The following is a 14321-nucleotide window of genomic DNA, read 5'->3' on the forward strand; positions in this document are numbered from 1 at the left end:
GTCTGTCACAACACGGCCGCCAGCGCGCAGAGTGCGGCAAACCCGGCCCAGGCACGCCACAGCATCGCGATACTGGCGTCGATGTCCAGCGGCCCCAACTCTCTACGCCCGTTCGTGTTAACAAAGGGAAAATCGCGCATCGCCCCGTCGTAGGCGCGTGGCCCGGCGAGGGCCACGCCGATGGCGCGGGACATGGCCGCCTCCGGCCAGCCTGCGTTGGGCGAGCGGTGCAGGCGGGCGTCCCGGCGAATACCGCCTATGTCTAAAACACCGGCGGGCAGCGCGATCAGCAGGGCTGTGAGCCGCGCAGGCGCGAGGTTCAGCAGATCATCGAGCCGGGCGGCGGCCCAGCCGAAATCCGCATGGCGCGGGGTGCGGTAGCCGATCATGCTGTCTGCGGTGTTGACCATCTTGTAGATCACCAGCCCCGGCAGCCCGGCCAGCGCGAACCAGAAGGCAGGGGCGATCACCCCGTCCGAGAGGTTCTCTGCCCCGCTCTCGATGGCGGCGCGGGCAACGGCGGCCTCGTCCATGCTCCGGGTGTCCCGGCTGACGATACGGGCGACCATCGTGCGACCGTCGGGCAAGGCGCGGCGCAGGCCCGCGGCCACATCTGCCACATGCTGAACCAACGCACCGTGGGCCAGCAGGATCGCGGCACAGAGCAGTTGAACGAGCGGGCCGAGCAGGCTGAGGCCCCAGCCGATGGCACCGCCGATGGTGATGAGCAGCAGGACGCAGGCGATCCCCTTGAGCTTGCGCCCGGTGCCGCGATTGAACCGCGCGTCCAGCGCGCCGATCAGCCGCCCCATCAGCACCGCGGGGTGGGGCAGTCTGCTCCAGAGCCAGTAGGGCTCCCCCAGCAGCGCATCGAGGGCCAGCGCACCGAGCAGGATCACAGCCGTACTCATGCCAGAGCGGCGTTGATCCGGGGCCAGTGCAGCGCATGTGGCAGCCCCAGACGCAGCCAGCGCGGGTTGTAGGGGAAAATGCGGCTCCAGATCCGGTGCTGTGCCAATTTGGTTTGCCAGGCGGCGGCATCCTCGACCTCGTAGAGCCGGAAGAGCGTGGTCCCTCCCAGCACCCGCGCGCCCGCGATCTGCATCAACGCATCAAGCCTCGCCGCATCTTCGGCCAACCGGGCCCGGGTGGTGCGCGCCCAACCGGCGTCAGCCAGCGCCTCGGCGCCCACGGCCAGTGCAGGCCCGGCGACCGGCCAAGGGCCCAGGGCGGCGCGCAGCTGTGCGACCAGGCCCGGATCGCCCGCCACAAAGCCCAGTCGCAGGCCCGCAAGCCCCCAGAACTTGCCGAAGCTTTTGAGCACCAGCGACCCCGGCGCGGCGGCGCGCGCCATCAGCGATTGTGTCGGGGACACGTCGCAAAAGCTTTCGTCGATTATCGTGAGTGCGGCCTGCGGGGCGGGCAGGGTCTGCTGGGTCCAGATACGGCCGTCGGGGTTGTTGGGATGCACGATCACCTGGGCTGTCGCGTCGGTGCGATCGGTGACCGTCCAGCCATGCGCGGCAAAGGCGGCGGCGTGTTCGTTGTAGGTCGGCCCCGGAATGGCGACGGATCCTGCAGGGGCCAGCCCGGGGATCCGCGCAATCAGCGACGAGGCACCGGGCGCGGCGAGCAGATCCGCTTCGGGCGGGACGTTCCAGAGAGTGCGGGCCGCATCCAGCAGGCGGCTAGCGGCGGCGCTGTCGGGCAGGGCTGTCCAGGCATCGGATGGCAGGGTTCGGATGGGATAGGGATGCGGATTGATCCCCGTCGACAGGTCGATCCAACCGATTCGCGTGCCCTTGAATCGGGCAATGGCGGCGTCGATGCCACCGCCGTGGTCACGTTGCTCTTTGGTCAACAATCCACTCTCATTCCATGGATAGTGGCATTATTTCACGCCTTTGCCGCTGGGACAAAGCGGAAACCAGCCGGTTATTCAAGTGTGAACGGCTTTGACGGGCCGTTAGGGATTTGCTTAATCGTTTGTTAACCTTTTCGGGCGCACCACAGATGTTACAGAGTGCAACAATTTCGGGAGCATCCCGGAATGGAGGACAGATGAAGGTTCTGATTGTAGAGAGCCAAAAAGATCTGGCGACACTGTGGCAGCGACATCTGGAGCGCATGGGCATGACTGTGTCCCGCGCCTTTGGACAGGTCGATGCCATCAATCACCTGAGCACCTATCCCACCGACATCATCATCATGGATCTGGTGCTGAATGATGGCTCGGCGCTGGCTGTGGCGGATTATGCCAGCTACCGGCTGCCAGAGGCGAAGGTGATTTTCGTGACCAATACGTCGTTCTTTTCCGACGGGTCGATCTTTTCCCATGCGACAAATGCCTGCGCCTTTGTGCAGAGCGCCACGCCGCCCGAGGATCTGGCGGCGATGGTGGAACACTATGGCGGCACGCCCGAGCAACCGGGCGTGGCCTGACGCAGCCTAGCCGCGGTCGTGCGGTGCGTTGAAATCCAGATCCGGGTTAATGGGCAGGATGCGGTGTGGGTTGATGCTTTCGTGGCTGTAGTGGTAGTGCCGCACGATGTGAGCGAAGTTTACCGTCTCCGCCACCCCGGGCGTCTGGTAGAGCGCGCGGGTGTAAGACCACAGGTTGGGATAGTCGATGATCCGCTTGCGGTTACATTTGAAATGCAGATGGTAGACTGGATCGAAGCGGACCAGAGTGGTGAAGAGCCGCCAGTCCGCCTCCGTCTGCCGGTCGCCCATCAGATAGCGGTTCTCTGACAGGCGGTTTTCCAGCCAGTCCAGTGTCTCGAAAAGCGGCACGACGGCAGCATCGTAGGCCTCCTGACTGGTGGCAAAGCCTGCCTTGTAGACCCCGTTGTTGACCGTGTCGTAAATGCGCGCATTCACCGGTTCGATCGCGTCACGCAGATCTTCGGGCCACAGATCGAGGGTATTTCCGGTCAAACCATCAAAGGCGCTGCCCAGCATGCGGATGATCTCGGCGCTCTCGTTTGAGACGATGGTCTCGCGCTCCTTGTCCCAGAGGATGGGCACGGTGACGCGCCCGGAGAACATCGGATCGGCGCGCAGGTAGATCTCACGCGCGAAGGCGTGACCGTAGAGCGTGTCGCCGGTGGCACCCTTATCGTCGGTCTCGAAAGTCCATCCTTCTCCCAGCATGTCCGGGTGCACGACGGAGACAGAGATGTGCGACGTTAGATCCTTCAGCGTGCGAAAGATCAATGTGCGGTGGGCCCAGGGGCAGGCGTGGCTGACATAGAGATGATAGCGACCGCTCTCAGCCGGGAAACCGCCGTCCCCAGATGGGCCCGCGCTGCCGTCAGCGGTGAGCCAGTTGCGAAACTGCGCCTCTGAGCGTTCGAATTTCCCGCCCGTCGATTTGGTGTCGTACCACTTGTCATGCCAGACGCCGTCTACCAAGAGACCCATATGCGCGCTCCTTTGTCTTTGCGATTGCGTGAGAGGTAGAGGCCTGGCGCGATGCGGCAAAGGTCCATCCCCGCGCAGGGAACTTCGCAGGAATGCACAGGTGGCATGGGCGGGGTTTTGCAGTGCCACAAAACCTTAACTTGATTTTCAGCCGATTGGGCCATCCTGTAGGGCGTAACGGTTGCCCGGGGGGTCACAGAATGGAATCGGTTTTTCCAAAGGAAGTGCAGGCGGGGCTGGACGCGGCGCGGCGGACGGCATTGAAGCGCGCGATCCGCTTGAGGGTGCGCGCGAACGGGCAGACGCATCCGGTGCTGCGGTTTTGGAAGACGGGATTTGCGCTGGACGACGAGGCGCCCGCCCTGCGCGGCGCGGTCGATCTTTACGATGGGTCGACGCATTTGTTTCAGTGCCTGATCGTGACCTCCGCCGAAGATGCGGGCGAGCGGCTCTACGACTTCAAACGCGCGACACCCGTGGCGGATCGTCCCGCGCGGGATTTCGTGGTGGCTGGCGATGCGCCGGTGGGGCTGATCGAAGACGCCCGCTGAGAGCGGCCGGGAGCGGGGCTGGGCCAGATCGGGCCAGGATGTCCGTTCGGATGCCGATATGATGTTTCGATAACGGCCGTGATAGTGCGGCGATGAAGAGCAGGTCGGGGCCGCTGTCGGCAGGCGCTATTGAGATGTATTTCTGGACAGTGGGGCGATGCGGCAAAGCGGCTCCTGCGTCGGCGTCGCCTTGTTCGGCGAGCGGCGATGCTGCTGGCCGAGGTAAGACCTTTAGCCTCATCTCGGCGGCGGGTGGCGGTGCTGGCGTGCCGATGTGTGTTTAGCGGCACGGAGCTTCTCCGGTTGTGGTCCTCGAAAAACGCCGGTTCTTTGCTATCACCTTGGGTATCGGAATGCAGATGCGACCCCCTCCGACGGTCCCTGTCTTTGGAAGAACGACCGGAGCTGACCCGGTGAGGCGGACAGATAGCGGTGCGTCGGTAGCAGGTACGGGCATGCCTTCGTGTCATGCGGTGGAGATGATCCGGTAGGCGGGGGAAGCCACCTCCCCTCCATCGAGGAGGGTCGGTGGCTGCCCAGCCCGAGGGCTGGGGGGCCAAGCGGGCAAGGCTGGCTGGTGCGTGTGACGTCGCGCGTGTTGCTTGCCGTCGAGGGGGTTAGGTCGGTCCCGGCGTCACGAAGGCACTTTTTGCGCCAGGGTGGGATGCCGGGCGAGGACAGCTCCTTCGGCATCCAAGCAGCCGCAGGGTTCTCTTTGTATTCTGCGCCCGTGGTTCCTACCGAGGGCTTTGGAACCTCGGTGCGCGCCATGCCAGCATGAGCCGTGCTCTGCGGGCGCGTGCGATCAGGGGCGCTTTACCGCCGGGGATCCTTCGCCATACTGCCTGTTCCGACACCACACTGACGGCTGTGGTCGCGGTCCCTATTGCAGGTCACCGAAGGCACGGGCGAGGCGCTCGCAGGCTTCCTGCACGCGGGCGCGCGGCGTGCCGAGGTTGAACCGCATGAAGCTCTCTCCGCCGCTGCCGAAGGTCGTGCCGAGGTTGGCGGCGATACCGGCGTCCTGCTGAATGCGGCGGGTCACCTCCTCGCGCGTCATGCCTGTACCAGCGAAATCAACCCAGGCGAGATAGGTACTCTCCAGCTCCATGGACTGGAGCCCGGGGATGGCGTTGACGGCCTCGTCGAAGAGCCGCCGGTTGCCGTCGAGATAGCCGATCAGCCCTTCCAGCCATTCGGCTCCAGCGGGCGAGTAGGCGGCCCGTGCCATCACCAGACCGAAGGAGTTTGCGGACATGCCCAGCCCGGCCATGCGTTGGGCAAACCGCGTCCGCAACTGCGGGTCCGCGATGATCACATTGCCGGTGTGGTGGCCCGCGAGGTTAAAGGTCTTGCTGGTGGCTGTCATCATCACCAGCCGGTCCGCGACACCGTCGATCTTGGCCATGGGCGTGTGGGTATGACCGGGCATGACGAGATCGTGGTGGATCTCGTCCGAGACCAGAACAAGATCGTGGCGCTGGCAGAAGGCGGCAACCGCTTCCAGCTCCGACCTGCTCCAGACGCGCCCACCGGGGTTGTGGGGCGAGCAGAGGATGACCATCCGCTCGGATCCGGTCATCTGCGCGTCATAGGCGTCGAAATCCATTTCGTAACGACCGTCCACCTGCACCAGCGGGCACTCGACCACCTTGCGCTCGGCCGCGTCGATCACCCGGGCGAACGCATGATAGACGGGTGTGAAGAGCACGATCCCGTCGCCCGGCTCGGTAAAGGCGTCGATGCACATGCCGGTGCCGTTGACCAGACCGTGGGTGCTGAAGATCCAGTCCGGCTCTACCTGCCAGCCGTGCCGTTCCTGCATCCACCAAGTGATCGCGGCATGGTAGCTGTCCTGATTGCCGTAATACCCGTAGACGCCGTGTGCCAGCATGTCCCGCAGCGCATCCTGCACAACCTCCGGCGGGCGAAAGTCCATGTCCGCGACCCACATGGCGATGCCATCCTGCGGATCCACGCCGTAGATCCCCTGCATGCTGTCCCATTTCGCGCAATCCGTGCCGCAGCGGTCGATCAGCGGGTCAAAACGGTCGTCCCAGGGGGTATCAAGGCTCATTGCGGTCTCCTGTCTGTCGGCCCTGAGGCTAGCGGGTTTCTGCGCGGCTGCAAGGGTCGGCGGGGCGCAGAGTATGTTGCAGACGGGCTGCGGCTGTCATACATCCCAGTTATGAAGCGGACCATCCTGTTGCACCCTGATCCCCGGCTGAAAAAGCCGTCTGTTCCCGTTGAGGATCTGAGCGATGCGCGGCGCGCGCTGGCCGATGACATGCTGGAGACGATGTATGCGGCCCCGGGCATTGGCCTCGCGGCGCCGCAAATAGGCGTGCTGGAGCGGCTGATCGTGCTCGACTGTGTGAAGGGGGAGAACGAACGCGCGCGGCCTTTGGTCATGTTCAACCCGGAGATCGTCGCGGCCTCCGAGGAAACCAGCGTCTACGAAGAGGGATGTCTGTCGATCCCCGAGCAGTTTGCTGATGTCACCCGCCCGGCGGAGGTTCAGGTGCGCTGGATTGATCCCCAGGGGGCGGAGCAACAGGAGGGGTTCGATGGGCTCTGGGCCACCTGTGTCCAGCACGAGATCGACCATCTGGATGGCAAGCTGTTTATCGACTATCTCAAGCCGCTGCGGCGTCAGATGATCACCCGCAAGATGGTCAAGATGAAGCGCGAGCTGGCGCGCGAATGAGCCTGCGCGTGATTTTGCGCTGGCCGGATGCGCGGTTGCGCATGGTCTGTGCGCCGGTACCGGAGGTGACGCCCGAGATACACGCCCTGGCCGGTGATTTGCTGGAGACGATGTACGCGGCTCCCGGTCGGGGGCTCGCCGCCCCGCAGGTGGGCGAGGTGTGCCGGGTCTTCGTCATGGATACCGGTTGGAAGGAGGGCGTGCCGCAGCCGCGCGTCTTTGTGAACCCCGAGATCCTTGCGCGCAGCGACGACACGGTGACGCGGGCCGAAGGGTGTCTGTCGATCCCCGGTGTGTCCGTCGATGTGACCCGCCCGGCGGAGATCACCCTGCGCTGGACAGATCTGGAAGGTCGCGTGCAACAGGATCGTCTGACCGGGTTCGCCGCGGCCTGCGCGCAGCATGAGATCGACCATCTGGATGGGCGGGTGACCTTTGACCGGCTCACGGCCGAGGCGCGCGCGCTGGCCGAGGCGCAGTTCGTGGACGTGAGCGCATGACCCGGCGCGCCTTTGTGCCTTGGCCCGATGCGCGGCTGCGCACCGCGGCAGAGCCGGTGGCGGAGGTGACCGACGAGATCCGCACGCTCTGCGACGACATGATCGAGACGATGGACGCGATGCCGGGCGTGGGCTTGGCCGCACCGCAGATCGGGGTGATGCTGCAGGTGGCGGTTGTGGATGCCTCCGACAGCCGCGATGCACGGATCCGGCTGGCCAATCCGCAGGTCGTGCAGGCTTCCGCCCAGATGAACGGCCATGAAGAGGCGAGCCCGAACCTGCCGGGTGTCTGGGCCAAGGTCACGCGGCCCCGGGAGGTGACGGTGCGCTATCTCGATGAAAGCGGCACTGTGGTCGAACGGGATTTTACCGGGTTGGAGGCGACGAGCGTGCAGCACCAGATCGACCATCTGCAGGGGCGGATGTATTTTGATCGGCTGAGCAAGGTGAAACGGGATATGCTGCTGCGCCGCGCGCGCAAGGTGAGAGGCTAGGACGCGATGCGGGTGATCTTCATGGGTACGCCGGTGTTTTCGGTGCCGGTGCTGGAGGCGCTGGTGAAGGCCGGGCATGAGGTGGCGTGCGTCTATTCGCAACCGCCGCGGCCTGCCGGTCGGGGCAAGCAGCCGCGCCCGAGCCCGGTGCATCAGCGGGCGCTGGATCTTGGGTTGGAGGTGCGCACGCCGGTGTCGCTGAAGGACCCGGATGCTCAGGCAGTCTTGGCGGCGCTCGAGGCCGATGTGGCCGTCGTCGTTGCCTACGGGCTGCTCTTGCCGCAGGCGGTGCTGGATGCGCCCGCGCGCGGCTGTCTGAACATCCACGCGAGCCTTCTGCCGCGCTGGCGCGGGGCGGCACCTATCCACCGGGCGATCATGGCGGGGGATGCGGAAACGGGGGTCTGCATTATGCAGATGGAAGCAGGGCTCGACACCGGCCCGGTCCTGTTGCGCGCCACCACGCCCATTGGAGCAGAGGAGACGACAGCCACGCTGCACGACCGGTTGAGCGGGATGGGCGCAGGTCTGATCGTGGAAGCGCTGGCGCGTCTTGATCAGCTGACGCCTGAGCCTCAACCCGAGACGGGCGTCACCTACGCCGCCAAGATCGACAAATCCGAAGCGCGGGTGGATTGGCAGCAGCCAGCGAGCCAGGTCGACCGGCAGATCCGGGGCCTCTCGCCCTTTCCCGGGGCCTGGAGCATGGTGGGCGAGATGCGGGTGAAACTGCTCGAAAGCCATCTGGCGGCGGGCGAGGGGGCGCCGGGCACGGTGCTTCTGCATCCGTTGCGGGTGGTCTGCGGCGATGGCGCCGTGGTGCTCACCCGCTTGCAAAGGGCGGGCAAGGGCGCGCAGGATGCGCAGGAGTTCCTGCGCGGCGCAGGCTGGGCCGCGGGTACGGTGCTGACATGAGAGGTGCGCGATGTTTCCAACCCTGATCGGCACGGTGGTGATCGCGGGCATCGTGGGCTATCTGTCGGAAAAGACGGGCTTTACCCACAACGGCATCCTGCCCAGCATCATCATCTGCGTGGGCGGCGCGTTTGTCTTTTACTTCATACGCATCATGTTCGGGATCGGCTTTGGCAGCGCCGGGCTCGATGCCATCGTCTCGTCCATCGGTGCGCTGCTGATCGTGCCGACCCACTGGCGCAAATAGCGTTATTCGGCGGGTTTGGCGGTGGTGAGCGGCGCGTCATCGCTGCGCGGCGCGCGCACGCAGAGCCGCAGAAGCGGCGGCACCGTGAGCAGCGTCAGGAAGGCGGACATCGACAGCCCGCCGACGACCACGGCGCCCAGACCCTGATAGAGTTCTGAGCCCTCACCGCTCAGCAGGACCAGCGGCAGCATCCCGAAGACGGACGTCAGCGTGGACATGAAGATGGGCCGGATGCGGTTGCTGGTGGCCTCTTCGATGGCGTCGATGGGGCTCATCCCCTCGGTGCGCAGGTGATAGAGCGTCTGGTGTACGATCAGGATGGCGTTGTTGACCACGATCCCCACCAGAATGATGAAGCCCAGCAGGGTCAGCATGTCGAGCGGCTGGGTCTTGTAGAGGTTGAGGAGCGCCAGCCCGCCGACCCCGCCCGCGGCCGCCACGGGGACGGAGACAAGGATCACCAGCGGCAGCACGAAGCTTTCGAACAGGATCGCCATCACCAGAAACACGATGATGAGCGCCACGGCCAGGTTGATCTGAATGGCGCTCCAGGTCTGGCTGAGCTGATCGGCGGTGCCTGAGACGCTGACGCGGATCCCCGAGGGCAGGCCCTGTTGCTCCAGTGGTGCCACGACCTGTGCCTCCAGCATCTCCACCGCCGCCTCCAGCGGCAGCGCGTCCGAAGGGCGCACTTCCAGCGTGACGGTGCGCAGCCGGTCGCGGTGGCGGATCTCCGTCGGGCCAGCGGTCACGATCACATCCGCGAGCGCATTGACGGGCACGATCTGCCCGGTCGGTGTGACGACCGGATAGTTGCCGATGTCCTGCGTGCGCTGCGCCAGTTGCAGGCCCGGATCACCCTTGAGCATGAGGTTGAGCCGCTCTGCGCCCACGGTGATTTCGGCCACGCGCAGCCCGTCGTTGAACGCATCCACTGTGACGGCCAGATCAGAGCCCGTCAGCCCGGCATCCGCGAGCCGCAGCCTGTCGGGCACCAGCCGCACTTCGGGTGCGCCCAGCTCCAGCCCCGGGATGGGGCGGAACTGGTGACCTTCGGACCGCGGCAGCAGCCCGGCGATCATGCCTGCCGCCTGACCTGCCACGCCGAGGATCTCCTCCAGATCCTGACCGGAGATGTTCAGCTCGATCGTGCGGCCACCGCCCACGCCGCGGCCAAAGAGCGAGGGCTGCGTCATGAAGCCAAAGGTGCCGGGTTCGGCAAAGATCGGTCCAGACAGCACCGGAATGAGTTCGCCCGCGCGGCTGCCGTCGACCGCGGCGGCACCGACGAAGCTGGTGCCTGGGGTCGCCACGAAAAAGAAGTTCTCGATTGTGGGGGTGCCATCCTCCATCTGCGGCTCGGGCGCGGCTTCCCAGAGCGGGCGGGCCGTCGCCTCGATCCGCTGGGCGATAGTCTCGGTGGTGTCGAGGTTGTAGCCCGGCGGCGGGATGATCAGGCCAAAGACAAGGTTGCGGTTCCCTTCGGGCAGATATTCCAGCCGCGGCAGGAACAGGATGCTGGCGGCCATGGCACTGCCCGCGATGGCCGCGACCATGATCACGCCGATGGCGCGCGCGCGCACGGTCAGGCGCACGTAGCGCATGACCATGCCGTGAAACCCGCGCGCCAGATGGTCGAGACCCCAGATACGCATGGTGACCTGCTGGCCCTGTTTCAGCAGCCGGCTGGCCAATGCAGGGATGACGGTGACGGCCACCACCAGAGACAGCAGCACGGAGACGGAGATCGCCACGGCGATGTCGCGGAAAAGCTGGCCCGCCTCCAGCTGCATGATCAGGATCGGCACAAAGACCAGCACGGTCGTCAGGGCGGAGACGAGGATCGCGCCCCAGACCTGCTTAGCCCCGAGATAGGCGGCCTCGCGCCTCGATTTGCCCTGTTCGCGGAGCCGGTAGATGTTCTCCAGCACGACGATGGCGGCGTCTACGATCATGCCCACCGCAAAGGCGATGCCCGCCAGCGAGATCACGTTGAGCGTTCGGCCCGTGGCGGCCATCGCCACGAAGGTGGCCACGATGCTGACGGGGATGGCGAGGCTGACCACCAGTGTCGCGCGCGGGCTGCGCAGAAACGCCAGCAGCACGGCGGCGGCCAGCGCGCCACCGATCCAGATGTTCTGCGTCACCAGATTGATGGCACCGTCGATATAGACCGTCTCGTCATAGACCTGCCGCATGTTGAGGCCTGCGTCCGAGACCGGGCCGTCGTTGAGCTCACTCAGCACCGCCCGCACCTCGTCCATGGTCTCAATCACGTTGGCGCCCGGTTCGCGCACGATGTTGAAGGCCAGCCCCGGCTCACCCCGAAAGCGCAGCCGCGCGCCCGGTTCCTGATAGGCGAAGCCGACGTTGGCCACGTCGCTCACACGCACGCGCCCCGAGCGTCCGTTGCCGAGATCGGATCGCAGGACGACCTCCTCGATGGCGGCGACGGTGTTGAGGTTGCCTTCGGCGCGCACGACATAGCGGCGCTTGCCCTCATCCACATCGCCTGCGGACAGCGAGATGTTCTCCGTCCTCAGGATCTGCACCACTTCGGGGACCGTGAGGTTGAACCGGGCCAGCTGTCGCGGATCCACGACCACCTGCAATTCGCGGGTGACGCCGCCAAAGACATTGACAGCCGAGACCCCTTCGATCCGCTCGATCCGGTCCTGAATGATGTCTTCGACGAAATCACCGTAGGTAGGCATGTCGCGGGTGTTGCCTTCCTGTGCCGTCAGCAACACCCAGGCGATCGGGCTGTCATCACCGCCCGAGGTGTCAAGCGAGGGCTCGCCCGCCTCATCGGGGTAGTCGCCCACCCGGTCCAGCCGGTTGGAGACCAGGAGCAGCGACTGGCTCATATCCGTGCCGATGCCAAACTCCAGCGTCACCTCGGCCTCGCCCGATTGCGCACGCGAGGTCATCACGTCGAGCCCGTCGAGCCCGCGCAACGCCTCCTCCTGGGGGTTGATGATCTCGCGCTCGATCTCCGACGGGGCGGCACCGGGCCAGTTGGTGGTGATCACCACGATGGGTTTGCGCACATCGGGCGCCAGCTGGATGGGGATGCGGGTGACGGCGATGATCCCGAAGAGCACCGCCATCACGACGATAGCGATCACCGCCACGGGCCGGTCGATTGCAAAGCGGATGATGTCCATGGCCGGGCTCTCCTAGTTGCTCGCTCCCATCGGGGCGATGGGTTGGCCGGGGCGCAGCCGTTCGTTGCCGCGGGTCACGACCACATCGCCCTCGGCCAGCCCGTTCAGCACCTCGAACCGGTCGCCGAGGGCCACGCCGATGTCGACCGTGCGGGGCTGTGCGGCCCCTTCTTCGGCCACGAAAACGGTCCAGCCGCCGCGCGCCTGCACCAGCGCGTCCTTGGGAACGGACAATACTTCGCGCGGGGCGCTGATCGGGATCGAGACGGTCAGGGACTGGCCGATGGCGATGGTGTTGAGCCCGGCGAGGCCCGCCGAGGTGAAGCGCACGGGCCGGGTCCGGGTGGCGGTGCTCTCCACGGGCAGGATGACGCGCACGGCCAGATCGAGCTCTTCGCCCGCTTCGGTGACACCGCTCACTTCAAGCCCGGGTTCCAGCACGCGGATGTAGCGGGAGGGGACGCTTGCCTCCACCTCGAAGGACTGGGTGTCGAGCAAGGTGACTACCGGCGCGCCGGAGCTGATGAACTCACCGGGGTTGACGTTCACGTCCAGCACGATGCCCGCGTAGGGCGCGGTAATCCGCGCGCGGTCGAGCTGATAACGTGCCTCCGCGGCTGTGGCTTCGGCGGTTTTGACCCGCGCTTCAGCTTCGGCGAGCTGACCTTGCGCCTCCAGAAAGTCGCTTTGCGCCTCGTCAAAGCGGCTGGTCGAGAAGGATGTGGTGTCGCGCAGCCCCTCGATCCGGGCGAGCGCGTTGGTGCTGCGGTCCACCCGTGCCCGGGCCGTGGCGATGCCCGCGCGCGCCTCTGCCAGACCCGCTTCGGCCTGTTGGGCGAGGATGTTCAGCAGCTCGGTGTCAAGCTCCGCGAGGATCTCACCTTCGGAGACGGTGACCCCTTCGAGCACGGCAACGGTGTCGACTGTGCCCGCAATCCGGCTGGCGATAATGCCCTCGCGTGAGGTCACAACCTCGGCGAAAAGCGGAACGGTCTCTGCGATGGCCTGAACCTCGACGGTTTCGGTGCCGACGGCTGCCGGTCCACCCTGTGCCAATAGCGGTGCGACCGGCAGCGACAGGCACCCCGCCAGCATCAGGGTGCGCACCGGCCGCGGCATAGAAAAACATCTCATGATTGTGCCGTCTCCGCCGGATCTGTCATCTTAGCCCAGCACTTAGCACATTCGGAGTGGATTCAAACAACACAATACTGTTTGCAAGTGGCATCCGTGCTACCCCGGATGCCCGGGTTTCTTGGTGGGGCGCGATGTGTCGGATGTGCTTGAAAAAGGGGGTCTGACGGCAGTTTCCTTAAGGGCTTGTTGGCCTGCGTGTCAGCCCGTTCGGCGCCGGGCCCGCCACCCAGGTTCAGGCCGCGGCAAGCAGCGCCCCTCGCCGGGATTGCTCAAAACCACTGACCGGGCTCGATCAACCCCAGATCAAGCAGTTGCCGGGCACCCCAGGTGAAAGGGACCGAGTTTTGCCATTTGAACGTCGGGATCGCAGCCGCGCTTTGCGGATTTCGGCGCAGTGCCTTGGCGGTGCGAAAGGAACAGACCGCGGCAGTCAGATTGTGGTGCCAGGGGCAGGCGTAGGTGTTGTATTCCTCCTCTGAGAAAACATGGTCCCACCGAAGGATAACCCCGGGCTGCGCCCGAAAAAGACTGATCCGGTCGATCCGGCGCTGCCAGGCGGGCACGTGTTCCTCAAAGCGCCAGTTCAGCCCGCCGTAGAAATCATACTGCCGGTCTTTGGGCGTGTGGTTGCGCGCGTCCTGCTCCGTGCGTGCGAGCGCGTAGTATCCCACGCTGTCCAGATGCGCCCGTGTGCGGCAGACTGCATGCGGCGCTGCCTCCAGATCGTCGGCGTATAGGTCAATCACATAGGTCAGCATCGCCTGGCGCTGTTCGCCCGCGTGAAAGTCCAGCATCTCGCCGATGCTGCGGGTCTCGCAGAACGGAAAGAAGAGGTATTCGGCGTTGTAGCAGTAGAACATCCATACGCCCGGTGCAGCGGCGGCCAGCCGGTTGACGCCGGTCTGCAAGCTGCCATCGGCGGTCGTGTCATGGTCGATGCGGTGGATCTGCAGGGCGTCCTTTTCGGGCAGGTCGAAGCCTTTGGGCATCAGCGCGATCACACAGCGAAACCCCAGACGCAGGTGATGGCGCAAGGTCGAGGTGACCTCGATCTCATCCTCGACGCAGATCACGGCGACCGGTCCGGTCTGCAGCGCCGGGAGCGCGGCGGAGAGAAAATGCTCAATGTCGTGGTATCGCATGGCAGGCTCCGCCGGGATCGAGGCCGCAGAATTGGCCA

The 14321-nt window shown here is 65.4% G+C and carries 14 protein-coding genes; 7 read left to right on the top strand and 7 right to left on the bottom strand.

Going from position 1 to position 14321, the window contains the following annotated elements:
• Positions 1 to 5: 5 nt before the first annotated feature.
• Positions 6 to 911, bottom strand: a complete 906-nt coding sequence (gene cbiB, locus Q1A53_RS14540; protein WP_299968105.1) for an adenosylcobinamide-phosphate synthase CbiB — start codon at positions 909 to 911, stop codon at positions 6 to 8.
• Positions 908 to 1861: a threonine-phosphate decarboxylase gene (locus Q1A53_RS14545; protein WP_299968108.1), complete on the bottom strand. Its 954-nt coding sequence runs from the start codon at positions 1859 to 1861 to the stop codon at positions 908 to 910. The genes cbiB and Q1A53_RS14545 overlap by 4 nt, the downstream gene beginning before the upstream one ends.
• 200 nt (positions 1862 to 2061) lie before the next feature.
• Here Q1A53_RS14545 and Q1A53_RS14550 point away from each other — a divergent pair, with 200 nt between their 5' ends.
• Positions 2062 to 2442, top strand: coding sequence for a response regulator (locus Q1A53_RS14550; protein ID WP_299968111.1), 381 nt, complete (start codon positions 2062 to 2064; stop codon positions 2440 to 2442).
• Positions 2443 to 2448: 6 nt separating this feature from the next.
• Here the strand turns inward: Q1A53_RS14550 and Q1A53_RS14555 are convergent, their stop codons facing one another.
• Positions 2449 to 3423, bottom strand: a complete 975-nt coding sequence (locus Q1A53_RS14555) for a glutathione S-transferase family protein (RefSeq protein WP_299968114.1) — start codon at positions 3421 to 3423, stop codon at positions 2449 to 2451.
• A 200-nt stretch (positions 3424 to 3623) separates the two neighbouring features.
• On the opposite strand from Q1A53_RS14555, the gene Q1A53_RS14560 reads away from it, so the two are divergent.
• Positions 3624 to 3974, top strand: a complete 351-nt coding sequence (locus Q1A53_RS14560; protein WP_299968117.1) for a hypothetical protein — start codon at positions 3624 to 3626, stop codon at positions 3972 to 3974.
• Between the two features lie 883 nt (positions 3975 to 4857).
• On the opposite strand, the gene Q1A53_RS14565 is transcribed toward Q1A53_RS14560, so the two are convergent.
• Positions 4858 to 6051 carry a MalY/PatB family protein gene (locus tag Q1A53_RS14565; RefSeq protein ID WP_299968119.1) on the bottom strand — a complete coding sequence of 398 codons (1194 nt, stop codon included), beginning with the start codon at positions 6049 to 6051 and terminating at the stop codon, positions 4858 to 4860.
• Positions 6052 to 6162: 111 nt separating this feature from the next.
• On the opposite strand from Q1A53_RS14565, the gene def (Q1A53_RS14570) reads away from it, so the two are divergent.
• Genes def (Q1A53_RS14570) through Q1A53_RS14590 form a run of 5 tightly spaced genes read left to right on the top strand, consistent with a single transcriptional unit; the run spans position 6163 to position 8837 of the window.
• Complete coding sequence (def, locus tag Q1A53_RS14570) at positions 6163 to 6681, top strand: peptide deformylase (protein WP_299968121.1); 519 nt, start codon at positions 6163 to 6165, stop codon at positions 6679 to 6681.
• On the top strand, positions 6678 to 7181 hold the full coding sequence (gene def, locus Q1A53_RS14575; protein WP_299968123.1) for a peptide deformylase: 504 nt from the start codon (positions 6678 to 6680) through the stop codon (positions 7179 to 7181). The genes def (Q1A53_RS14570) and def (Q1A53_RS14575) overlap by 4 nt, the downstream gene beginning before the upstream one ends.
• On the top strand, positions 7178 to 7675 hold the full coding sequence (gene def / locus Q1A53_RS14580) for a peptide deformylase (protein ID WP_299968126.1): 498 nt from the start codon (positions 7178 to 7180) through the stop codon (positions 7673 to 7675). The genes def (Q1A53_RS14575) and def (Q1A53_RS14580) overlap by 4 nt, the downstream gene beginning before the upstream one ends.
• A gap of 6 nt (positions 7676 to 7681) precedes the next feature.
• Positions 7682 to 8590 (top strand): methionyl-tRNA formyltransferase, encoded by a 909-nt coding sequence (fmt, locus tag Q1A53_RS14585; RefSeq protein ID WP_299968129.1) that lies wholly within the window; start codon positions 7682 to 7684, stop codon positions 8588 to 8590.
• 10 nt (positions 8591 to 8600) lie between these two features.
• Entirely contained in the window at positions 8601 to 8837 is a 237-nt protein-coding gene (locus Q1A53_RS14590; RefSeq protein ID WP_299968131.1) for a hypothetical protein, read from the top strand.
• Positions 8838 to 8839: 2 nt separating this feature from the next.
• Here Q1A53_RS14590 and Q1A53_RS14595 read toward each other — a convergent pair whose 3' ends face one another.
• From Q1A53_RS14595 to Q1A53_RS14605, 3 genes are all read right to left on the bottom strand, one after another.
• Complete coding sequence (locus Q1A53_RS14595; RefSeq protein WP_299968134.1) at positions 8840 to 12004, bottom strand: efflux RND transporter permease subunit; 3165 nt, start codon at positions 12002 to 12004, stop codon at positions 8840 to 8842.
• A 12-nt stretch (positions 12005 to 12016) separates the two neighbouring features.
• On the bottom strand, positions 12017 to 13138 hold the full coding sequence (locus Q1A53_RS14600; RefSeq protein ID WP_299968137.1) for an efflux RND transporter periplasmic adaptor subunit: 1122 nt from the start codon (positions 13136 to 13138) through the stop codon (positions 12017 to 12019).
• Between the two features lie 272 nt (positions 13139 to 13410).
• On the bottom strand, positions 13411 to 14283 hold the full coding sequence (locus tag Q1A53_RS14605) for a hypothetical protein (protein WP_299968140.1): 873 nt from the start codon (positions 14281 to 14283) through the stop codon (positions 13411 to 13413).
• Between the last annotated feature and the right edge of the window lie 38 nt (positions 14284 to 14321).

Origin of the sequence: uncultured Roseobacter sp. (genome assembly GCF_947496515.1) — a bacterium.
GTDB lineage: Bacteria > Pseudomonadota > Alphaproteobacteria > Rhodobacterales > Rhodobacteraceae > Roseobacter.

What these genes read in the sequence shown, in the direction of transcription:
- def (WP_299968121.1), top strand. Translation starts at nt 6,163, where the DNA reads ATGAAGCGGACCATCCTGTTGCACCCTGATCCCCGGCTGAAAAAGCCG.
- Q1A53_RS14565 (WP_299968119.1), bottom strand. Translation starts at nt 6,051, where the DNA reads ATGAGCCTTGATACCCCCTGGGACGACCGTTTTGACCCGCTGATCGAC.
- cbiB (WP_299968105.1), bottom strand. Translation starts at nt 911, where the DNA reads ATGAGTACGGCTGTGATCCTGCTCGGTGCGCTGGCCCTCGATGCGCTG.
- fmt (WP_299968129.1), top strand. Translation starts at nt 7,682, where the DNA reads ATGCGGGTGATCTTCATGGGTACGCCGGTGTTTTCGGTGCCGGTGCTG.
- Q1A53_RS14555 (WP_299968114.1), bottom strand. Translation starts at nt 3,423, where the DNA reads ATGGGTCTCTTGGTAGACGGCGTCTGGCATGACAAGTGGTACGACACC.
- Q1A53_RS14560 (WP_299968117.1), top strand. Translation starts at nt 3,624, where the DNA reads ATGGAATCGGTTTTTCCAAAGGAAGTGCAGGCGGGGCTGGACGCGGCG.
- def (WP_299968126.1), top strand. Translation starts at nt 7,178, where the DNA reads ATGACCCGGCGCGCCTTTGTGCCTTGGCCCGATGCGCGGCTGCGCACC.
- Q1A53_RS14600 (WP_299968137.1), bottom strand. Translation starts at nt 13,138, where the DNA reads ATGAGATGTTTTTCTATGCCGCGGCCGGTGCGCACCCTGATGCTGGCG.
- Q1A53_RS14605 (WP_299968140.1), bottom strand. Translation starts at nt 14,283, where the DNA reads ATGCGATACCACGACATTGAGCATTTTCTCTCCGCCGCGCTCCCGGCG.
- Q1A53_RS14595 (WP_299968134.1), bottom strand. Translation starts at nt 12,004, where the DNA reads ATGGACATCATCCGCTTTGCAATCGACCGGCCCGTGGCGGTGATCGCT.
- def (WP_299968123.1), top strand. Translation starts at nt 6,678, where the DNA reads ATGAGCCTGCGCGTGATTTTGCGCTGGCCGGATGCGCGGTTGCGCATG.
- Q1A53_RS14590 (WP_299968131.1), top strand. Translation starts at nt 8,601, where the DNA reads ATGTTTCCAACCCTGATCGGCACGGTGGTGATCGCGGGCATCGTGGGC.
- Q1A53_RS14550 (WP_299968111.1), top strand. Translation starts at nt 2,062, where the DNA reads ATGAAGGTTCTGATTGTAGAGAGCCAAAAAGATCTGGCGACACTGTGG.